The organism is Bacillus sp. es.034 (genome assembly GCF_002563655.1).
Classification (GTDB): domain Bacteria; phylum Bacillota; class Bacilli; order Bacillales; family Bacillaceae_B; genus Rossellomorea.
Genome location: NZ_PDIY01000001.1, coordinates 3,433,716 through 3,454,027, shown reverse-complemented (window position 1 = coordinate 3,454,027; position 20,312 = coordinate 3,433,716). Strand labels below are relative to the sequence as shown.

The 20,312-nt window shown below is 43.0% G+C and carries 23 protein-coding genes; all 23 read left to right on the top strand.

Annotated features, from left to right (window positions below; all coding sequences use genetic code 11):
* The first annotated feature begins 13 nt into the window (after positions 1-13).
* Positions 14-286, top strand: coding sequence for a 30S ribosomal protein S16 (rpsP, locus tag ATG71_RS17610; protein ID WP_034755689.1), 273 nt, complete (start codon positions 14-16; stop codon positions 284-286).
* 12 nt (positions 287-298) lie between these two features.
* The gene (locus ATG71_RS17605) at positions 299-532 is read left to right on the top strand and encodes a KH domain-containing protein (protein WP_034755686.1); all 234 of its coding nucleotides are present in this window, start codon (positions 299-301) and stop codon (positions 530-532) included.
* A 232-nt stretch (positions 533-764) separates the two neighbouring features.
* Positions 765-1,151: a YlqD family protein gene (locus ATG71_RS17600; RefSeq protein ID WP_098440794.1), complete on the top strand. Its 387-nt coding sequence runs from the start codon at positions 765-767 to the stop codon at positions 1,149-1,151.
* 17 nt (positions 1,152-1,168) lie between these two features.
* Complete coding sequence (gene rimM / locus ATG71_RS17595; RefSeq protein ID WP_098441890.1) at positions 1,169-1,684, top strand: ribosome maturation factor RimM; 516 nt, start codon at positions 1,169-1,171, stop codon at positions 1,682-1,684.
* Positions 1,684-2,418, top strand: a complete 735-nt coding sequence (gene trmD, locus ATG71_RS17590; protein ID WP_179886655.1) for a tRNA (guanosine(37)-N1)-methyltransferase TrmD — start codon at positions 1,684-1,686, stop codon at positions 2,416-2,418. The genes rimM and trmD overlap by 1 nt, the downstream gene beginning before the upstream one ends.
* Positions 2,419-2,555: 137 nt before the next feature.
* Positions 2,556-2,900 carry a 50S ribosomal protein L19 gene (gene rplS / locus ATG71_RS17585; protein ID WP_032088854.1) on the top strand — a complete coding sequence of 115 codons (345 nt, stop codon included), beginning with the start codon at positions 2,556-2,558 and terminating at the stop codon, positions 2,898-2,900.
* 164 nt (positions 2,901-3,064) lie between these two features.
* On the top strand, positions 3,065-3,604 hold the full coding sequence (gene lepB, locus ATG71_RS17580) for a signal peptidase I (protein WP_098440792.1): 540 nt from the start codon (positions 3,065-3,067) through the stop codon (positions 3,602-3,604).
* A gap of 27 nt (positions 3,605-3,631) precedes the next feature.
* Positions 3,632-4,498, top strand: a complete 867-nt coding sequence (gene ylqF, locus ATG71_RS17575) for a ribosome biogenesis GTPase YlqF (protein ID WP_098440791.1) — start codon at positions 3,632-3,634, stop codon at positions 4,496-4,498.
* A gap of 90 nt (positions 4,499-4,588) precedes the next feature.
* The gene (locus ATG71_RS17570; protein WP_098440790.1) at positions 4,589-5,371 is read left to right on the top strand and encodes a ribonuclease HII; all 783 of its coding nucleotides are present in this window, start codon (positions 4,589-4,591) and stop codon (positions 5,369-5,371) included.
* A 50-nt stretch (positions 5,372-5,421) separates the two neighbouring features.
* Positions 5,422-7,170 carry a cytochrome P450 family protein gene (locus ATG71_RS17565; protein ID WP_098440789.1) on the top strand — a complete coding sequence of 583 codons (1,749 nt, stop codon included), beginning with the start codon at positions 5,422-5,424 and terminating at the stop codon, positions 7,168-7,170.
* A complete protein-coding gene (locus tag ATG71_RS17560; RefSeq protein ID WP_098440788.1) occupies positions 7,167-7,448 on the top strand; it encodes an EscU/YscU/HrcU family type III secretion system export apparatus switch protein in 282 nt (93 codons plus the stop codon). The genes ATG71_RS17565 and ATG71_RS17560 overlap by 4 nt, the downstream gene beginning before the upstream one ends.
* Before the next feature lie 239 nt (positions 7,449-7,687).
* Positions 7,688-8,848: an ADP-forming succinate--CoA ligase subunit beta gene (gene sucC / locus ATG71_RS17555; protein WP_060669764.1), complete on the top strand. Its 1,161-nt coding sequence runs from the start codon at positions 7,688-7,690 to the stop codon at positions 8,846-8,848.
* Between the two features lie 16 nt (positions 8,849-8,864).
* Entirely contained in the window at positions 8,865-9,767 is a 903-nt protein-coding gene (gene sucD / locus ATG71_RS17550) for a succinate--CoA ligase subunit alpha (RefSeq protein WP_098351794.1), read from the top strand.
* A gap of 75 nt (positions 9,768-9,842) precedes the next feature.
* Positions 9,843-10,718, top strand: a complete 876-nt coding sequence (gene dprA / locus ATG71_RS17545) for a DNA-processing protein DprA (RefSeq protein WP_098440787.1) — start codon at positions 9,843-9,845, stop codon at positions 10,716-10,718.
* A 301-nt stretch (positions 10,719-11,019) separates the two neighbouring features.
* Positions 11,020-13,095: a type I DNA topoisomerase gene (gene topA / locus ATG71_RS17540; RefSeq protein WP_098440786.1), complete on the top strand. Its 2,076-nt coding sequence runs from the start codon at positions 11,020-11,022 to the stop codon at positions 13,093-13,095.
* A gap of 228 nt (positions 13,096-13,323) precedes the next feature.
* Positions 13,324-14,622, top strand: coding sequence for an FADH(2)-oxidizing methylenetetrahydrofolate--tRNA-(uracil(54)-C(5))-methyltransferase TrmFO (gene trmFO, locus ATG71_RS17535; protein ID WP_098440785.1), 1,299 nt, complete (start codon positions 13,324-13,326; stop codon positions 14,620-14,622).
* A 61-nt stretch (positions 14,623-14,683) separates the two neighbouring features.
* Positions 14,684-15,583, top strand: coding sequence for a tyrosine recombinase XerC (xerC, locus tag ATG71_RS17530; protein WP_098440784.1), 900 nt, complete (start codon positions 14,684-14,686; stop codon positions 15,581-15,583).
* A 20-nt stretch (positions 15,584-15,603) separates the two neighbouring features.
* Positions 15,604-16,146, top strand: a complete 543-nt coding sequence (hslV, locus tag ATG71_RS17525; protein WP_060669750.1) for an ATP-dependent protease subunit HslV — start codon at positions 15,604-15,606, stop codon at positions 16,144-16,146.
* Between the two features lie 62 nt (positions 16,147-16,208).
* Positions 16,209-17,621, top strand: coding sequence for an ATP-dependent protease ATPase subunit HslU (gene hslU / locus ATG71_RS17520; protein WP_098440783.1), 1,413 nt, complete (start codon positions 16,209-16,211; stop codon positions 17,619-17,621).
* A gap of 96 nt (positions 17,622-17,717) precedes the next feature.
* Entirely contained in the window at positions 17,718-18,497 is a 780-nt protein-coding gene (codY, locus tag ATG71_RS17515) for a GTP-sensing pleiotropic transcriptional regulator CodY (protein WP_098440782.1), read from the top strand.
* Positions 18,498-19,111: 614 nt separating this feature from the next.
* Complete coding sequence (flgB, locus tag ATG71_RS17510; protein ID WP_098440781.1) at positions 19,112-19,501, top strand: flagellar basal body rod protein FlgB; 390 nt, start codon at positions 19,112-19,114, stop codon at positions 19,499-19,501.
* A gap of 2 nt (positions 19,502-19,503) precedes the next feature.
* Positions 19,504-19,965: a flagellar basal body rod protein FlgC gene (gene flgC, locus ATG71_RS17505; protein WP_098440780.1), complete on the top strand. Its 462-nt coding sequence runs from the start codon at positions 19,504-19,506 to the stop codon at positions 19,963-19,965.
* Between the two features lie 17 nt (positions 19,966-19,982).
* The gene (gene fliE, locus ATG71_RS17500) at positions 19,983-20,288 is read left to right on the top strand and encodes a flagellar hook-basal body complex protein FliE (protein WP_098440779.1); all 306 of its coding nucleotides are present in this window, start codon (positions 19,983-19,985) and stop codon (positions 20,286-20,288) included.
* Positions 20,289-20,312 lie beyond the last annotated feature (24 nt).

Sequence of the window (20,312 nt, the reverse complement as noted above, 5' to 3'; positions counted from 1 at the left end):
AGGTGCTTTAATTATGGCAGTAAAAATCAGATTAAAACGTATGGGAGCAAAAAAATCTCCTTTCTATCGTATCGTAGTTGCAGATTCTCGTTCACCACGTGATGGACGTCAAATCGAAACAGTTGGAACTTACAACCCGGTTGCTAAACCAGCTGAAGTGAAAATCGATGAAGAGTTAGCTCTTAAATGGTTATCAAATGGTGCTAAGCCATCTGACACAGTTCGTAACTTATTCTCAAACCAAGGCATTATGGAAAAATTCCACAATGCTAAAAACAGCAAGTAATCGATTAGATCGATGAAAGATCTTATTCTAACGATTGTGAAACCCCTGGTTGACCATCCGGACTCTGTCCGCGTCGATTTGGATGAAGGAACGAACGGGTTAACGTATAAGTTATCCGTTCATCCCGAGGATATGGGTAAGGTCATTGGGAAACAGGGGCGTGTAGCTAAATCGATTCGAACTGTGGTATACGCTGCAGCAGGATCTTCACAACAGAAGAAAATCTTTTTAGAGATAGTGGAGTAAGGAAGCTTCCTTAAGCTCATTACAACAAGCTCTAAGAATCAGGGGACTGACCCACAAAGGTTACTACTTAGCCTTAAGACGTCAGTCCCCTTTTTCATAGGGTTGACCGCCGTGTAATGGTATACTATCGAGAGAAGGGTTCTTAAGCCCCCATACAAGCCGTTTCTCCCCTAAGAACACCCTTAAAGACCATTACATCAGTGAGGGGTGAATAAAAGGAGGAGGAAAGACGTTGAACGTGATACATACGATAACGATTAAACAAGTCCTCACAGAAAAGAGTAAGGACCTGTTAATGAAACGGTATGAAAATCAAAAGTTTCATCTGAAAAAGGAAAGTGATCAGCTTCAGTTCGAAATGAAAAAGATTGAACGTGGCAAGAAATACCCCACTCATAAATTAAATCAGCATTTTGAAAGAGAATTGAATGAACGGGCAGAAAAAATCAAGCTGTTGGATTTTCAAATGGAACAGCTGAATATCCTCCCGATCGGCAGCGAGCTGAAGGAAAAGGAAGTCCAAGGTATGATGGACATTCAAGTTGGTGACAATTGGGAGGAAGAAACCCTTTCAAAGACGATTGTAATAGAAGACGGTATCGTGAAAGAAATACGTTAATGCAAGAGGTGAATGCGTTGGAAAAGTGGTTTAATGTAGGTAAGATTGTCAACACTCATGGAGTGAAAGGGGAAGTGAAGGTCGTATCGACGACAGATTTCCCCGAAAAGCGTTATCAGAAAGGGAACACTCTCTATTTGTTCCGGAATGGCCAGGAACCCCTCGGTCTCGTGATCAATTCTCACAGAAATCATAAAAGTTTTGATTTGCTTACGTTTGAAGGGTATGAGAATATCAATGAAGTCGAGAAGTTTAAAGAAGGCATCTTGAAGGTGCAGGAAGACCAGTTACAGGAACTGGACGAAGGAGAATACTATCTCCATGAAATCGTCGGCTGTAAGGTAGTGACGACTGCAGGAGAAGAGCTGGGTACCGTCAAGGAGATTTTAAGCCCGGGTGCGAATGATGTATGGGTAGTGAAGGGTGAGCGGGGGAAAGAGTACCTCATCCCCTACATAGAGGATATCGTGAAAATGGTGGATATCGAAGATCAGCTCATTACCATTGAGCCGATGGAAGGCCTCCTGTCATGATGAGAATCGACGTCCTCTCTTTATTCCCAGGTATGTTCGAAGGGATCTTCGGTGATTCCATCTTAAAAAAGGCAAATGAGAAAGAAGCCGTTACCTATAATGTAATTAACTTCCGTGAGTACGCTGATAACAAACATAATCAGGTGGATGATTACCCTTACGGCGGTGGGGCTGGAATGGTTTTGAAGCCTCAGCCTATATTCGATGCAGTCGATGCCTTGAAAAAAGAAGAAGAATCCACGCCGCGGGTCATCCTTATGTGCCCACAGGGAGAACGATATACACAGAAAAAGGCTGAGGAGCTTTCGAAAGAAGATCACCTCGTGTTTATTTGCGGTCATTATGAAGGCTATGATGAACGAATCAGAGAGCACGTGGTAACCGACGAAATCTCCATAGGTGACTATGTGTTGACCGGTGGGGAACTCGGTGCGATGGTAGTCATAGATAGTGTTGTCCGTCTGCTTCCCGGGGTCCTTGGGAATGAAGATTCTCCCATACTTGATTCGTTCTCCTCAGGCCTCTTAGAGCATCCTCATTACACCCGTCCTTCGGATTTCAGAGGGATGAAGGTACCCGGAGAGTTGATTTCAGGAAACCATCGCCTGATCGATGAATGGAGAGAGAAAGAGAGCCTGAGAAGGACCTATGAGAGAAGACCGGATCTATTAGAGAGTTATCCCCTCACAGATCGACAGAAGGCGTGGATAGAGGAATGGAGAAACTCTAAATAGGCTATTGCATCCTGAATGCCTGTATGATATTATATTCTTTGTGGTTTAAAGGAGTTATCTCCTGAAGCCATGGATCCCGATGTTCCGCTGCAATCAATCGCTTTTGTAAGAGCATCTGTTGGAAGGAGTTGAATAAGATGCACAAATTAATCGAAGATATTACGAAAGAACAACTTCGCTCTGATCTACCATCTTTCCGTCCTGGTGATACAGTACGTGTACACGTTAACATCGTTGAGGGTACTCGTGAACGTATTCAGGTATACGAAGGAGTAGTAATCAAACGCCGTGGTGGCGGTATCAGCGAAACATTTACTGTTCGTAAAATTTCTTACGGTGTAGGTGTTGAGCGTACTTTCCCAGTACACACACCTAAAATCGCTAAATTAGAAGTTATTCGTCGCGGTAAAGTACGTCGTGCGAAACTTTATTACCTACGTAATCTGCGTGGTAAAGCGGCTCGTATTAAAGAAATTCGATAAGAACGTAAGAAAAGGAGCTTGGAGACAAGCTCCTTTTCCATTTTCTAAAACCTTTCGTTAAAGAGGGGATCGACTATTTTCGGGAAACCACCAATTTTTAATGAGAATTAGAAGAATTTCTAGTAGAATAGAAAAAGATAGAAAAAATCATGGGTGGTGGAGATGTGGTTAAAGAAAAAAACGAGTGGTGGGAATGGATGAAGGCCCTGTTAATTGCAGTCGGATTAGCTGCTATCATCAGATTCTTTTTATTTGCCCCCATCGTAGTTGATGGATTATCAATGATGCCTACTTTACATAATGGTGACCGAATGATTGTAAGTAAACTGGGTGAGCCTGAGCGGTTCGATATCGTTGTGTTCCATGCCCCTGAGCAAAAGGATTATATCAAACGGGTCATCGGCCTGCCGGGGGATAAGGTAGAGTATAAAAATGATACATTATATATAAATGGAAAAGCCTATACTGAACCATATCTCAAGGAATACAAAGATCAATTGAACGGCGGTGTCTTAACCGAAGATTTCTCATTGAAGGATATAACCGGTGAAGAAACTGTACCAGATGGAGAAATTTTTGTAATGGGTGATAACCGTCGATTCAGTAAAGATAGCCGTCATATCGGGACGGTCTCGACCGATGAGGTAATCGGGGACACGAAAGTGATCTATTGGCCTGTTAAAGATTTCGGTTTGGTGAAATAATAGAAAAAAGTGTTTGGAGGTGGTCATATGACGATACAATGGTTTCCAGGGCATATGGCTAAAGCTCGTAGACAAGTTACTGAGAAATTAAAACTTGTAGACATAGTGATTGAATTAGTAGATGCAAGAATCCCGTTATCATCGAGAAATCCGATGATTGAAGAAATCATCGGACAAAAGCCGCGACTCGTTTTATTAAATAAGGCAGACATGGCAGACACGAACAGGACCAATCAGTGGATTTCCTATTTTAAAGAACAGGGAATCACCGCACTTGCGGTCAATGCACAGGCCGGCAAAGGACTTCAAGTCATTGTGCAGGCTGCTAAAGAGATCCTGAAAGATAAATTCGATCGCATGAAGTCAAGGGGGATGAGACCCCGTGCCATCAGGGCGATGATCGTGGGGATCCCAAACGTAGGTAAATCCACCTTGATCAACAGGTTGGCGAAGAAGAATATCGCCAAAACCGGAAATACACCTGGTGTGACGAAAGCCCAGCAATGGATCAAGGTCGGTAAAGAGCTAGAACTGCTCGATACCCCCGGCATTTTATGGCCGAAGTTCGAGGATCCCAAGGTAGGCTATAAACTGGCATTGACGGGAGCAATCAAAGATACCATCCTGAATTTGCAGGACATTGCCGTATATGGCCTTCGTTTTCTTGCAGAGCACTATCCAGAGCGATTAGAGGAGCGTTACGGCCTCGAAGGGTTATCTGAAGAGGTAGTGGATAGCTTTGATAAGATCGGGGCTAAAAGAGGCTGCCTGATGACGGGTGGAGAAGTCAATTATGACAAGACTTCTGAAATCATCGTCAGGGACATACGGAATGTTCAATTAGGACCCATGACATTTGATTTTATCGGTGAAGCTGAAAAAGATAGTGAATAACGGCAGAGGCTGTATAAAGGGAGTGGATCTCTTTGACACAGCCTCTTTATTTTTGTGCGGGATATCCGATATATAAGAGGAGGAACATACGTGACGAAAGTACATAGAACGATCAGTGAAATCAAACAATTGATCGGGACACTGACAGAGTCTGATCCGATTTTGGAAGAATTGAAACAGGACGAGAGAAAAGGTGTTCAGAAACTTCTGATTCAGCTCGAAAGGGAACGAAAGAAGCAGGCTAAGGAGAAAAAGGAGTTTCAAGACCTCACACGTTATGAGAAGGAGCTGCGTTTTCAGGGGTATACCCGTATCGCCGGGATAGACGAAGTGGGAAGGGGGCCTCTTGCAGGGCCGGTCGTAACGGCAGCCGTCATCCTCCCCAAAGACTTCTACCTGGCAGGATTGAATGACAGCAAGAAACTTTCAGAAGGTAAAAGAGAAGAGTATTATGAATACATACAACGTCATGCTATTTCAATTGGAGTTGGGATGGTTCACGCGGAGGAAATCGATTCCATCAATATATATCAAGCGACGAAAAAGGCGATGAATGAAGCAATCGTCCAGCTGCCGGTTCAGCCTGATTACTTATTGATCGACGCAATGAAAATTGTATCGCCATACCCCAGTCAATCGATCATCAAAGGGGATTCGAAAAGCATATCCATTGCGGCAGCTTCCATTATCGCAAAGGTTACGAGAGACAGGATGATGAAGGAATATGCTGAAAAATATCCCGGCTATGCTTTCGAGAAAAATGCAGGGTATGGAACGAAAGACCATTTAAATGGGCTCGAGCAATTAGGAGTGACTCCACTTCACCGGAAAAGCTTTGCACCGGTAAAAGAGCTTCTGCATACAAAGGGATGAACGTTTTCAGCAAATGGTAGCATGAATACCATGGGACAGGGGATGAGAGAATGACCCACATTCACAGCACTGGAAGGAATCAGACTCTGTCTTCCCTTAGTGGAAAACCATTTTCGGTCCAGGGAGGAAGGGTTATCTATATAAAGGTACATAAGCTGATGGGTGATGATCTGGCAGAAGTATCTGCAAACGGCCAGCGGTTCTTGGCAAAGCTTGAAACTCCTTTGAAAGCAGGAGAGCGTCAATGGGTGGAAGTGAAGCAGACAGAGACAGGAATCAGCCTCAAATTGATCCGGTCTCCCCAAGGAGATGGCGAGGGTATGGCTTCTAGGCTCCTGCATCATCTATCCGTTTCGGGCGATGAGAAAGAAATGACTTCTTTGGTCAAGGACCTTGTGAAGGATAAGATACCGATTCATAAAGAGATGCTCGCATTTGCAGGGAAGCATGTGACAGGGAAAGATGCAGCTCTTAATTCAAAGGTCATCGTGGAAATGGCTAAAAGGAGTATGCCATTTACAGACAGGGTATTTCTTTCGATGAAAGCCGGGGAAAAAGGTGATTTTATTTCCATGCTCGATACTCTTTCTTCAAGATTAAAAGAAGCGGGAGGAGATGAAGGCACTCTTCAAATGATCCAAAGGCTTCAGGAACCCTTGAGAAGGAATATATCTGAAAATCTTGTCATCAAAGCCTTGACTGGTTTAGCGGATTCTTCCCAGTCCTATGCAACCCGTTTGGGACATTTCGATGTATTGAAGTCCCTTGGATTCATCCCCGGTGAAACGGTCATGAATCAATGGAAGGAAGGATTAGCGGGCATGATCCTTGAAAGGATGACTTCAGATAGGGAGGGGCAGAAGTCATCTGATGTGCCTCTAAGCGGACGGAGCCAGGCTTCAGGCGTGAGTGGATCCGGTCAAGAATCCACAAAGCAAGCTTCCTCCCTTGTGGATAAATGGATGAACATCCTTACAGGCTCCGAAACCCGCCTGGAGGGAACCAAAAAAGAAACGCCTGAAACAGCGGCAGGACAGCTGGTCGGATTTGCCGGGAAGGAAAAGCTTGTGGAAATGAACTTTAGCAGGCTTGAACAGATATGGGGGAAAGGCACCCCTTCCTCCAATCAGGAGAAAATCTTTCAGATGCTTCTCCACCAGACGGTATCGGACCTTACGGAACAACTCAGGGGAGATGAATTGGCCAAAGTATTGAAAAGGGTGATCGGTGACTTTGGAATCAACTTTGAAGCTCAGGTCCATAAAGGAAAAGACGTGCAGGGACAGACACTGAAGGAGCATCTTATCGGGTTAAGCCAGCACCATCCGGCATCTGACATTCGCCAATTAGCCGATGACATTGTTCTGAGAATGAACCATCAAGTGCTTCACTCCCAGGATCCATCCCCTCTCCTTACAATCGTGCAGCAGTTTCCGATGTATCTGTTCGGACGAAATACGGATATCACTATACAATGGACAGGAAAAGAGAAGGAAAAGGGAGTCATCGACGGTGATTATTGCCGGGTATTATTTTATTTGAACATGAAGGAAATGGATGAAACTTTGATCGATATGCAGGTACAACATCGTGTCATTTCCCTGACCGTTTGGAATGAACATCCGGCAGCAGAAGTGTTGTCCAAACCCCTCATTCCTGATTTAAAAAATGCCCTCGGGAAATTGGACTATCAGTTATCCGCCGTAAAGGTGAAAAAACCCGATAAACACGAAAGCCTCTCAGAAAAGATAGGGGACGAGTTCCAACAGACATTTTCCGGAGTTGATGTAAGGATATGAAAAGCCGGCACGAGAGAAAAGAAGCAATCGCTCTGGGTTATGATCAGAAGGACGGGTCGGCCCCGAAAGTCGTGGCAAAAGGAAAAGGGATGATCGCTGAAAACATCCTGTCCAAAGCAGATGAGCATGGAGTGCCTGTTCAAGAGGATAAGAGCCTGTTATCCCTCCTCGGCAACCTGGATATCGGTGAATCCATCCCGGAGGAATTATACGGGGCCGTAGCGGAAGTGTTTGCTTTTATCTACCGTTTGGACAGGGACATATCCAGGAAAGAATAACCCGATAGAACTAACCATGAAGAGGTTGGATTGAATAGCTGAATTATATTTTTCGAGTATAATAATTTATATGCGTTTCTCCCAGTGAAAATGGCTTGATATGGATGGATTCTATCAAAATATGTTCAGAATTTTTAAATTAATATAATATTTTTAGCATAATGGTAGACATATATACTGTCATTTTATACAATGAAAGCGCAGTCTATTTTTTGAAGAGTTTGATAGGAGGATGGAAAATGAATATCCATGAATATCAAGGTAAAGAAATCCTCAGAAATTACGGGGTATCCGTACCAAATGGTAAAGTGGCTTTTACAGCTGAAGAGGCAGTAGAAGCGGCGAAGACGTTAGATTCTAGCGTATATGTTGTAAAGGCGCAAATCCACGCAGGTGGACGGGGCAAAGCAGGCGGAGTCAAAATTGCCAAGAGCCTTGACGAAGTGCGTACATATGCAGAGGAATTAATCGGAAAAACTTTAGTTACTCACCAAACGGGTCCTGAAGGTAAGGAAGTAAAGCGCTTACTTATCGAAGAAGGCTGTGATATCAAGAAAGAGTATTATGTAGGTCTTGTACTCGACCGTGCAACTTCCCAAGTTGTCCTGATGGCATCTGAAGAAGGCGGAACGGAAATCGAAGAAGTAGCAGAACAAACACCTGAAAAAATCTTTAAAGAGTATATCGATCCAGTTGTGGGATTAACAGGTTTCCAGGCGAGACGTATTGCATTCAATATCAATATCCCTCAAAAGCTTGTCGGGAAAGCAGCTAAGTTCATGATGGGTCTTTACAATGTGTACATCCAAAAGGATGCGTCAATTGTTGAAATCAACCCGTTAGTGGTGACTGGTGATGGGGACGTCATGGCACTTGATGCGAAGTTCAACTTCGATTCAAATGCATTATACCGTCAGAAGGATGTCATCGAATTACGCGATCTTGAAGAAGAGGATGCGAAAGAAATCGAAGCTTCCAAATATGACCTGAGCTATATTTCCCTTGATGGGAATATCGGCTGTATGGTAAATGGTGCTGGTCTTGCCATGGCCACGATGGATATCGTGAAGCATTACGGCGGAGATCCCGCTAACTTCCTTGATGTTGGGGGCGGTGCCACAGCTGAAAAGGTAACAGAAGCATTCAAAATCATCCTTTCTGATGAAAACGTCAAAGGTATTTTCGTGAATATCTTCGGTGGAATCATGAAATGTGATGTCATCGCAACGGGTGTTGTAGAAGCAGCTAAGCAAATCGGTCTTCAAGTACCTCTTGTCGTACGTCTTGAAGGTACGAATGTAGACTTAGGTAAAGAAATCCTGAATCAATCAGGCTTGAATATCATTGCAGCTGAATCCATGGCAGACGGCGCACAAAAAATCGTTGAGCAAGTAGGCTGAGAAAGGCGGGGGACTAATGAGCGTATTTATTAATAAAGATACCAAGGTTGTTGTACAAGGAATTACAGGATCAACAGCTCTTTTCCATACGAAGCAAATGCTTGAATACGGTACACAGATCGTGGCAGGTGTTACACCTGGAAAAGGCGGAACAGAGGTTGAAGGCGTACCAGTTTTCAATACTGTGGAAGAAGCAAAGAAAGCAACTGGCGTAAATGCATCAGTCATTTATGTTCCTGCTCCATTTGCAGCAGATGCAATCATGGAAGCGGTCGATGCCGAGCTTGATCTGGCCATTTGTATCACAGAGCATATCCCTGTATTGGATATGGTGAAGGTTAAGCGTTACATGGAAGGCAAGAAAACACGCCTTGTCGGACCGAACTGTCCTGGAGTCATCACTCCTGACGAATGTAAGATTGGGATCATGCCTGGTTACATCCATACAAAAGGTCATGTTGGGGTTGTTTCCCGTTCCGGTACATTGACGTATGAAGCCGTACATCAACTTTCACAAGCTGGAATCGGACAGTCGACGGCAGTCGGTATCGGAGGAGACCCTGTAAACGGTACAGATTTCATCGACGTACTGAAAGCATTCAACGAAGATGAAGATACGTATGCTGTGATCATGATCGGTGAAATCGGTGGTACTGCAGAAGAAGAGGCCGCTGAGTGGATCAAGGCAAATATGACGAAGCCTGTAGTGGGCTTCATCGGTGGACGTACAGCACCTCCAGGGAAACGTATGGGCCATGCCGGTGCGATTATTTCAGGTGGTAAAGGGACGGCAGATGAGAAAATCCGCGTTATGAACGAGTGTGGGATTCAAGTTGCGCCAACTCCTTCAGATATGGGTGAAACATTGATCAAGGTGCTTAAAGAAGAGGGAATTCTCGATAAATGTAAAACACATTAATCTTGTATTGAGACTGACGGCTTGGCTGTCAGTCTCGATTTTATCTATTTTAACTTGATCGTTAGGAGGCATTTAATGAAAGGAAATCGTAACCTTGTCTTTCACATTCATCACTGCCGGGGAATTGGTTTGAAAGGAATAAAACGATTGTTTGAAACGTATCGGGATCTTCACTCTGTCCTTGAACTTCCTATATCAAAGCTCCAACAGATAACCCGTTCCACTTCTACGAATATAGAAACCTTCTATAAAGACCTCCATTCCTTTTCTTCAAAACGCTATATGCAGCTCTATGCCGAGAACAACATAGAGTGGATCACCCTTTTTGATGATGATTATCCCCTCTTGTTGAAAAATGTATATGATCCCCCATTTCTCCTCTTTTTAAAAGGGGACAGAAAACTGCTCCCAGCCTCTCCAAAATTAGCTGTGATAGGTTCAAGAGATGCCACCTCATACACAGAGAAAGTTCTTCACACGATGATTCCAGAGCTGGTCAAACATGAAATCGTGATCGTAAGTGGACTCGCAAAAGGGGCAGATACGATCGCACATAAAGAAGCGATAAGATCTGGAGGCAGAACGATAGGTGTGCTGGGGGGAGGATTCCAGCATATTTATCCTAAACAAAATGTCGATTTGGCCAACCATATGATGGCTCACCATCTTCTCCTTTCGGAATATCCCCCTTATATCAAGCCGGAAAAATGGCATTTTCCATTTAGAAATCGAATCATCAGCGGTATCAGTGATGCGGTACTTGTCACCGAAGCCAGAAAAAAGAGCGGTACATTTATCACGGCTGATTATGCATTGAACGAAGGGAGAGAAGTCCTTTGCTTGCCAGGGTCCATACACGATCCGTTGGCAGAAGGAACAAACTCCCTTATACAAGAAGGAGCCAAAATGGTCCTGACAATAGAAGACATATTTTCAGAGCTCAAGGTATAAACTTCAAAAATATGATGTAAAATCTATTAATAAAGGGATTTTGTGAACATAAAACGGTGAATATCAAATGTATTTCATACAAAATGGTTGCATTTATGGTGAAACTGTTATACATTTTGCAACAGGTATCAAAAACTGTATATATGAGAAATAAATAGATAAGAGCAGTACTTCTCTACACTGAAAAAATTCTTACACCTATGTGAATGTAAGTGTAAACGTTTCCGTTTGTGCTTGTTAAAAAAACATTCCAAGGTGCTATAAAACAGTGATTATTTTCCTCTTTAAGGAGGCTTATTGGATGGCAGATTATTTAGTAATAGTGGAATCGCCGGCTAAGGCGAAAACGATTGAACGTTATTTAGGAAAAAAATATAAGGTCAGGGCATCGATGGGCCACGTCAGGGACTTGCCAAAAAGTCAGATGGGCGTGGATGTCGAGAATGAATTCGAACCAAAGTATATCACTATACGTGGCAAAGGTCCTGTATTAAAAGAATTAAAAACCGCTGCGAAAAAAGTGAAAAGAATCTTTCTTGCAGCCGACCCCGACAGAGAAGGGGAAGCGATCGCGTGGCACTTGGCACATAGCCTTGATATGGACACCACTTCGGAATGCCGGGTCGTATTCAACGAAATCACAAAGGATGCGATCAAAGAATCATTCAAACATCCCCGTGCAATCAATATGGACCTGGTTGATGCTCAGCAGGCACGAAGAATTTTAGACAGGTTAGTTGGATACAACATCAGCCCATTATTATGGAAAAAAGTGAAAAAGGGACTAAGTGCAGGACGGGTCCAATCCGTTGCAGTCCGGCTGATCATTGACAGGGAAAATGAAATCAAAGCCTTCACTCCTGAAGAGTATTGGTCCATTGAAGCAGAATTCACCAAAGGCAATGATACATTCCAGGCATCTTTTTATGGTATTGACGGTAAAAAGGTGGAATTGAAGACGGAAGAAGAAGTGAAAGAGGTTCTTGGTAAGGTAAAAGGGAAGTCTTTCGAAGTGAATAAAGTCACTAAGAAGGAAAGAAAGAGAAATCCCGCACCTCCGTTTACCACTTCATCCCTTCAACAGGAAGCAGCCCGTAAATTAAACTTCCGGGCAAAGAAGACGATGATGCTTGCACAGCAATTATACGAAGGAATCGAAATGGGAAAACAAGGAACCGTCGGATTTATCACATACATGAGAACGGACTCCACCCGGATTTCTGAAGTAGCTCAAAAAGAAGCCAATGAATACATCGTGAGTAAATATGGTCAGGATTTTATCAAGCAATCTGAGCGTAAAGAGAAAAAACAACAAAAAGCCCAGGATGCCCATGAAGCTGTTCGGCCGACCAGTACCTTAAGGGATCCGTCTTCGGTTAAACAGTTCCTTTCAAGAGACCAATATCGCCTTTATAAATTGATCTGGGAACGTTTCGTAGCAAGTGAGATGGCACCTGCGATCATGGACACGATGAGCGTGGATCTTGTAAACGGCTCCGTCATGTTTAGAGCTTCTGGTTCAAAAGTTAAATTCCCCGGCTTCATGAAGGTATATGTTGAGGGATCGGATGATCAGAAAGAAGAAAAAGACAATTTCCTTCCTGCATTGGAAGAAAAAGATAAAGTGAAAAGTGAAAACATTGACCCGAATCAGCATTTCACCCAGCCGCCGCCAAGATATACCGAGGCAAGACTCGTGAAAACACTGGAAGAACTCGGTATCGGGAGACCGTCCACCTATGCTCCGACCCTTGATACGATTCAAAGGAGAGGTTACGTTACTCTGGATAACAAGCGATTTATCCCGACGGAGCTTGGAGAAATCGTGTTAGAGTTAGTGAGAGAATTCTTCCCGGATATCATCGATGTCGAGTTCACAGCGAACATGGAGCGGAGCCTGGATGACATCGAGGATGGAAATGTGAAGTGGGAAAGAATCATTGACCGCTTTTATCAAGATTTTGAAAAACATCTCGAAAAAGCGGAAAATGAAATGGAGAAAATTGAAATCCGGGATGAACCTGCCGGTGAAGACTGTGAAGAATGCGGTCACGCAATGGTATTCAAGATGGGACGATACGGTAAGTTCATGGCCTGCAGCAACTTCCCGGATTGTCGTAATACCAAGCCGATCGTGAAAGAGATCGGTGTGAAATGCCCTAAATGTGAAAAAGGGAATATCATTGAGCGTAAAAGCAAGAAGAAGCGTATTTTCTACGGATGTGACCAGTATCCAGAATGTGATTTCTTATCATGGGATAAACCGATTGAACGGAAATGTCCTAAATGTTCAGAGCTGCTCGTGGAGAAGAAGCTTAAAAAGGGTAATCAAATTCAATGTACGAATTGTGATTATAAAGAAGAACCACAGAAATAGTGATCAAAAACGATTGATTGTTGAACAATGAACGAATACAATGGAACGAGGGACTGTCCCAACAGGTGATTTCTCTATTACCTGGTGGGTCGGCCCTTTTGTGTTTTCTCTGAATCTTTGTAACAAATCATACATATTTTCAATATACAATTATCTTTCTTATCATTGTCCCTTGGTGTACAATGCAATTGGGATAAAGCGTTCGGAATGTAGGAGGTCAAAAGATAAATGTCAGTAAATGTTATTGGAGCAGGGTTAGCGGGAAGTGAAGCGGCTTGGCAGATTGCGAAAAGGGGAATAAAGGTCAACCTTTTCGAAATGAGACCCATCATCAAAACCCCTGCCCACCATACAGATAAATTTGCAGAACTGGTGTGCAGTAATTCACTTAGAGCGAATACACTTACGAATGCAGTCGGTGTTTTAAAAGAAGAAATGAGACGTTTGGATTCAGTCATCATGTCAGCAGCGGATGCCTGCTCTGTACCAGCCGGAGGCGCACTCGCCGTCGATCGTCACGAATTTGCAGCACTTGTTACAAACAAAGTGAAGAACCACCCGAATGTGACCGTGTTTAATGAGGAAGTAACGGAGCTTCCTGAGGGGATCACCATCGTTGCCACCGGGCCACTGACGAGTGAAGGTCTTTCAAATCAAATCAAACGACTGACAGGGGAAGAACATTTATACTTCTATGACGCGGCTGCCCCGATCATAGAGAAGGACTCCATCGATATGGACAAAGTATATTTAAAGTCCAGGTATGACAAAGGGGAAGCCGCATATTTGAATTGCCCCATGACCGAGGGTGAGTTCAATCGATTCTATGAAGCCCTTACCTCTGCTGAGACGGTTCCGTTGAAAGAATTTGAGAAAGAAGTTTTCTTTGAAGGATGCATGCCCATCGAGGTAATGGCTTCCCGCGGGAAAAAGACGATGTTATTTGGCCCCCTTAAGCCGGTCGGACTTGAAGATCCTAAAACAGGTAAACGTCCATATGCTGTTGTACAATTAAGACAGGATGATGCCGCGGGTACCCTTTACAATATTGTGGGATTCCAGACCCATTTAAAGTGGGGACCTCAGAAAGAGGTTCTTCAATTGATCCCTGGACTGGAGAATGCCGATATTGTACGGTACGGCGTCATGCACAGGAATACCTTCATCAATTCACCCAATGTCCTGAAGGATACGTATCAGTTGAAGAATCATGAGAACCTGTTTTTCGCCGGACAAATGACAGGTGTGGAAGGATATGTGGAATCTGCTGCAAGCGGATTGATTGCAGGTATCAATGCAGCCAAACTCGCTGTAGAAGAAGAACCCGTCGTGTTTCCATACGAAACGGCCATGGGAAGTATGGCAAGATATATCACTACAGCGAATAAACATAACTTTCAGCCGATGAATGCCAATTTCGGTCTTTTCCCGGAATTGCCAAAAAAGGTAAAAGGGAAGAAAGAACGCAATGAGCAGCATGCAAACCGGGCCTTGGAAACAATTCAGAACTTTGTGAAAAAAGTGTAAAATTCATTGCAAGGGTCCCCCGGTTGTGTTACTATTTAGTAGCCCTTGTGAGGTGTTAAACATGAATAAGCAATTAGATGAACAATTACATTCCTTTACTGAATATTTACAAATAGAAAAACATTATTCTGTTCATACATTTGAACAATATCGTCATGATATCGAAGAGTTTTACGTATTTATGAAAGAACAAGGTTTACGTTCATTAAAAGATGTCGAGTATTCTGATGCACGACTTTTTTTAACTAAGCTGCATGATCACGGTTTAAAGAGGTCTTCCGTCTCAAGGAAGGTTTCGAGCATCAGAAGCTTTTACCGTTATTTAAATCGGGAAAAGCAACTACTCGATAACCCCTTTTCGTTTGTTAATCTTCCGAAGAAGGAACAGCGATTGCCGTCCTTTTTTTATGAGGAGGAAATACAGGCATTGCTGGATGCTTGTAAAGGGGACACCCCATTAGAAATGCGTAACCTGGCCATATTCGAACTTCTTTATGCGACGGGGATCCGTGTAAGTGAGTGTACGAATATACAGTTGGATGATGTGGACCTTGGGATGTCGACGCTCCTGGTCAAAGGAAAAGGGAAAAAAGAAAGGTATGTCCCATTTGGGAGCTTTGCCCATGATGCCTTAGAACAATACATATTACATTCCCGACCGAAGCTTGCGAAGGATGTTTCCCATACTCAATTGCTGGTCAACCATCGTGGTGGAGCATTAACCCAAAGAGGCATCCGTCTCATCTTAAATAAGATTATCGAGAAAGCATCCTTGACGGGGAAGATACACCCCCATATGCTGCGTCACACGTTTGCAACCCATTTATTGAATAATGGCGCCGATTTAAGGACGGTTCAGGAACTTCTTGGACACGCTCAGCTTTCATCCACACAGCTGTATACCCATGTATCCAAGGATCAGTTACGAAAAACGTATTTAGCACATCACCCACGTGCTTAGAAGAGTTGGAGGTTTAGGAAATGGAACAATTCCACGCAACCACAATATTTGCCGTACAGCATAATGGCAAGTGTGCGATGTCCGGTGACGGGCAGGTAACATTCGGTAATTCAGTTGTCATGAAGCATACAGCAAAAAAAGTACGAAAGCTTTTTAATGGAAAAGTATTGGCTGGATTCGCGGGATCTGTTGCCGATGCGTTTACTTTGTCTGAAATGTTTGAAGGAAAGCTTCAGGAGTTCAACGGAAACCTTCCAAGAGCTGCAGTCGAGCTCGCGAAACAATGGAGGAGCGATAAAGTACTGAGAAAGCTTGAAGCGATGCTGATTGTCATGGATGAAAGCCACCTTCTGTTAATTTCAGGGACAGGTGAAGTAATTGAACCGGATGATGGAATTCTGGCCATCGGTTCCGGTGGGAATTACGCATTATCTGCCGGCAGGGCATTAAAGCAGTATGCCGGAGACCACTTGACTGCAAAGGAAATTGCCCGTTCTTCCCTTCAAATCGCTGCCGATATATGTGTATATACGAATAACCAAATTATCGTTGAAGAGCTTTAAGCTAGTTCAGGTAAGAATTGATATTCTCTCACACTATAGGAAAGTAAGGAGTGTGCCATTTGATGAAGAGTACTGATCACTTAACCCCGAGGCAAATAGTTGAACGATTGGATCAATACATTGTAGGCCAAAAGGACGCCAAGAGAGCGGTTGCCGTAGCGCTGAGAAATCGTTATAGACGGAGCCTTCTGTCCGATGTATTGAAAGATGAAGTGATTCCAAAGAATATCCTGATGATGGGGCCGACGGGTGTCGGTAAAACGGAAATAGCCAGAAGGATCGCAAAATTGGTCCGTGCCCCATTTGTAAAAGTGGAGGCAACCAAGTTTACGGAAGTGGGTTATGTTGGACGTGATGTTGAATCGATGGTCAGAGATCTGGTTGAGACATCCGTCCGTCTGGTGAAAGAGGAGAAAATGGTCGGTGTCCGGGAAAGAGCAGCTGAAAATGCAAGTCACCGTCTGGTAGAGCTTGTGGTGCCGTCCAAAAAGAAATCATCTTCTTACAAAAACCCATTCGAAATGATCTTCGGCGGCAACGGGGCACAAGGTACATCTGAAGAAGAGGAAGAAAAGCAGGAAGAAATTTCACTCCAAGAGCAAAGAAGAAGAATGAAAAAAAGACTTGAAGATGGTGAATTGGAAGAGGAATTCATCACAATTGAAGTCGAGGAGCAGCAAGCATCCATGTTTGATATGCTTCAAGGCTCAGGGATGGAACAAATGGGGATGAATATGCAGGATGCCCTCAGTAATTTCATGCCGAAGAAAAAGAAAAAGCGTAAATTGAAGGTGAAAGAAGCAAGAGTGGTACTGACGAATGAGGAAGCTCAAAAGCTGATTGACATGGATGAAGTGACCCAGGAGGCAATCATCCGTGCCGAGCAATCCGGGATTATCTTCATCGATGAAATCGATAAGATTGCCAGCAAGAGCTCAGGGCAATCTTCTGCTGATGTATCCAGGGAAGGCGTTCAACGTGATATCCTCCCTGTGGTGGAGGGATCGACCGTTGTAACCAAATATGGTTCGGTGAAGACAGATCATGTCCTATTCATTGCAGCCGGTGCCTTCCACATGAGTAAACCTTCTGACCTTATCCCTGAATTGCAGGGACGTTTCCCGATCAGGGTGGAACTTCAGAAGTTGTCTACAGACGACTTCGTTCGGATCCTTGTTGAGCCGGATAATGCCATCATTAAACAATATATCGCTTTAATGGAAACAGAAGGTATACAAATTGAATTTTCTGACGATGCTATTCGTAGACTCGCTGAAATCGCTTATGATGTGAATCAAAATACCGATAATATCGGGGCCAGAAGACTTCATACGATCATGGAAAAACTACTTGAAGACCTATCCTTTGAAGCGCCTGATATCACCCTGGAGACGGTAAAGATCACACCGCAATATGTGGATGATAAAATTGGCGCCATTTCAAAAGATAAAGATCTGAGTCAGTTCATTCTTTAAGTTTTTCCTTACCCTTTATGGGGTATAGGTAGATGGATTAAGGATCATATAAAATTAAATAATAGATACACTTTAGTTGTAGTAGGAGGAAACGTAATGAATTTATTAAGTAAAACAAGAACGATCAATGCCATGCTGCAAAAAGCAGCTGGGAAACCGGTGAACTTCAAAGAAATGTCAGAAACATTAAGTCAGGTGATTGAGGCGAATGTGTTCGTAGTTAGCCGTCGTGGAAAACTACTTGGCTATGCCATCAATCAACAAATCGAAAATGAACGGATGAAGCAAATGCTTGCTGACCGTCAATTTCCTGAAGAGTATACTCAAAATTTATTTAATGTACAAGAAACATCTCCCAACCTGGATGTAAATAGCGAATACACCGCTTTCCCTGTTGAAAATAGAGAGTTCTTCAAAAATGGTTTAACGACCATCGTCCCGATCATCGGTGGGGGGGAAAGATTAGGAACATTAATCCTTGCTCGTCTTGAAGCAAGCTTTGAAGATGATGATCTAATTCTCGCTGAATATGGAGCAACTGTAGTAGGGATGGAGATCCTTCGTGAAAAAGCCGAAGAAATCGAAGTGGAAGCTAGAAGCAAGGCTGTCGTCCAAATGGCAATCAGCTCCCTTTCATACAGTGAGTTAGAAGCCATTGAACACATCTTTGAAGAATTAAATGGAAATGAAGGACTTCTGGTTGCTTCTAAAATTGCCGATAGAGTCGGAATTACCCGCTCCGTGATCGTCAACGCCCTTCGCAAGCTTGAAAGTGCAGGCGTGATCGAATCCCGTTCCCTGGGAATGAAAGGTACTTACATCAAGGTATTGAATAATAAATTCTTGGTGGAATTAGATAAATTGCGTACAAACTAATAGTAAAAGTAAAAAGCTGTTTCCCCCTCGGGAAACAGCTTTTTTTATATTTTATAGTGCCAGTTTGGGAGCTTCTCAGCTTATGTAGGTTGTTTGTAGTGAAATGTCAGATTGTTTAGGGAAAATAAGTCGAATGGACTACCGGCAATTGTTCTTTTAGTATTGTCATCTATGATGGTGATAGTACAATAAAGTTACAACAATGTTACGACTAGATTCGACATCATTCCAAGATGAGTGACAATTATAGAGGTTGGAGGATTCACCTGATTCTAGGTGAAGTTTTCTTATGGAGTTTGCGAAAGGTTTTTCGTAATTGAACGCTGAATGAAGGATAAGCATGGTACCTTGCTTCTTACTGTTCTTTGTGTCTGTAATATTAATGTAACAAACAGAGAGGGAAAACCACATTTATTTGTAAAAATATCCATGGTAATATTAGGGTTAAAAGTGGATGAAAAGTCACGAATTCGATGAATATCTCCATCTTTCTTTAAAATTTACGGAATATTCATAGACACTAATCATGCTAAACATTACAATAAATACTGTTGTATGATAAATATGTCAAAAATAGTTGAAACATGTCAAAAAAACGGATAGAGGTGCCTAAAGTGAAACTTTTTTCCAACACCTTCTCAACACTCGAAAACGGGCTGGACTACGCCTCGTTAAATCAGAAAGTGATTTCTCAAAATATTGCGAATGTCGATACACCGAATTATAAAGCGAAAAAAGTAGAGTTTAAATCGTTATTGGATCAATCCACTCAACAATTGGAGGCGAAAAGAACGAATCAACGTCACTTTACCTTTGGATCGGATAGTCAACATCCAGCCGTAAAGACGAAATCTTCTTTTCAATACAATCATAATGGAAATGGTGTGGATCTGGATCAGGAAATGTCAGAGATGGCAACCAATCAAATTTATTTTAATGCCCTGTCAGACCGGATAAATGGGAAGTTTAACAGTCTGCAATCAGTCATAAGGGGTGGCAAGTAAGTATGGGATTATTTACAGGTATGAACTCAACGGCTTCTGCATTAACCGCCCAGCGATTGAGGATGGACGTCATTTCGTCCAACATGGCCAATGTGGATACAACGAGAGGCAAAATGGTGAATGGTGAATGGCAGCCTTATCAACGGAAGTCTGTAGTGATGGCGCCAAAGGAAGAGCAGTTTTCTTCTTTTTTAAACCAGGCGATGAATACAAGGGGCAACCATTCAATTGGAAGTGGAGTGAAAGTTTCACGGATTGAAGAGGACGATGAAACACCATTTAAAATGGTATATGACCCTGAGCACCCCGATGCAAATAACGATGGTTATGTACGCCTGCCCAATGTAGATCCCCTGCGGGAGATGGTAGACCTCATTTCAGCTACACGGTCCTATGAAGCAAATGTGACAGTATTTAATGCAAATAAAGCAATGTTAATGAAGTCATTAGAAATCGGTAAATAAAGAAAGGTTGTAGTTCTATGGCCATACACAATATAAGTTCGGTAACTCCGGCTGTTATAAGTCCGTCATTTACTAAAAAAAATAGTTCTCCTTCAGATGCAACGGAAGACTTCAGTCAATTACTTAAAAAGTCCATCGACGAAGTCAATAAGATGCAAGTGCAGTCAGATCAATTAACGGAAAAACTTGTCCGGGGTGAAAACGTTGATCTCCATCAGGTGATGATCGCTTCACAAAAGGCAAGCATCACCCTGCAAACGACAATGGAAGTCCGTAACAAAGTAGTGGAAGCATATCAAGAGATAATGAGAATGCCAATGTAGTAGGCTCATGCAGTCGAGTACCGG

Bases quoted from the DNA above. Each gene is read 5' to 3' on its own strand.
- ATG71_RS17605 (WP_034755686.1), top strand. From the start codon at position 299: ATGAAAGATCTTATTCTAACGATTGTGAAACCCCTGGTTGACCATCCG.
- hslV (WP_060669750.1), top strand. From the start codon at position 15,604: ATGGAACAATTCCACGCAACCACAATATTTGCCGTACAGCATAATGGC.
- trmD (WP_179886655.1), top strand. From the start codon at position 1,684: ATGAGAATCGACGTCCTCTCTTTATTCCCAGGTATGTTCGAAGGGATC.
- flgC (WP_098440780.1), top strand. From the start codon at position 19,504: ATGGGATTATTTACAGGTATGAACTCAACGGCTTCTGCATTAACCGCC.
- ATG71_RS17560 (WP_098440788.1), top strand. From the start codon at position 7,167: ATGAAAAGCCGGCACGAGAGAAAAGAAGCAATCGCTCTGGGTTATGAT.
- ylqF (WP_098440791.1), top strand. From the start codon at position 3,632: ATGACGATACAATGGTTTCCAGGGCATATGGCTAAAGCTCGTAGACAA.
- hslU (WP_098440783.1), top strand. From the start codon at position 16,209: ATGAAGAGTACTGATCACTTAACCCCGAGGCAAATAGTTGAACGATTG.
- xerC (WP_098440784.1), top strand. From the start codon at position 14,684: ATGAATAAGCAATTAGATGAACAATTACATTCCTTTACTGAATATTTA.
- dprA (WP_098440787.1), top strand. From the start codon at position 9,843: ATGAAAGGAAATCGTAACCTTGTCTTTCACATTCATCACTGCCGGGGA.
- ATG71_RS17565 (WP_098440789.1), top strand. From the start codon at position 5,422: ATGACCCACATTCACAGCACTGGAAGGAATCAGACTCTGTCTTCCCTT.
- rpsP (WP_034755689.1), top strand. From the start codon at position 14: ATGGCAGTAAAAATCAGATTAAAACGTATGGGAGCAAAAAAATCTCCT.
- topA (WP_098440786.1), top strand. From the start codon at position 11,020: ATGGCAGATTATTTAGTAATAGTGGAATCGCCGGCTAAGGCGAAAACG.
- rplS (WP_032088854.1), top strand. From the start codon at position 2,556: ATGCACAAATTAATCGAAGATATTACGAAAGAACAACTTCGCTCTGAT.
- trmFO (WP_098440785.1), top strand. From the start codon at position 13,324: ATGTCAGTAAATGTTATTGGAGCAGGGTTAGCGGGAAGTGAAGCGGCT.
- fliE (WP_098440779.1), top strand. From the start codon at position 19,983: ATGGCCATACACAATATAAGTTCGGTAACTCCGGCTGTTATAAGTCCG.
- codY (WP_098440782.1), top strand. From the start codon at position 17,718: ATGAATTTATTAAGTAAAACAAGAACGATCAATGCCATGCTGCAAAAA.
- sucC (WP_060669764.1), top strand. From the start codon at position 7,688: ATGAATATCCATGAATATCAAGGTAAAGAAATCCTCAGAAATTACGGG.
- sucD (WP_098351794.1), top strand. From the start codon at position 8,865: ATGAGCGTATTTATTAATAAAGATACCAAGGTTGTTGTACAAGGAATT.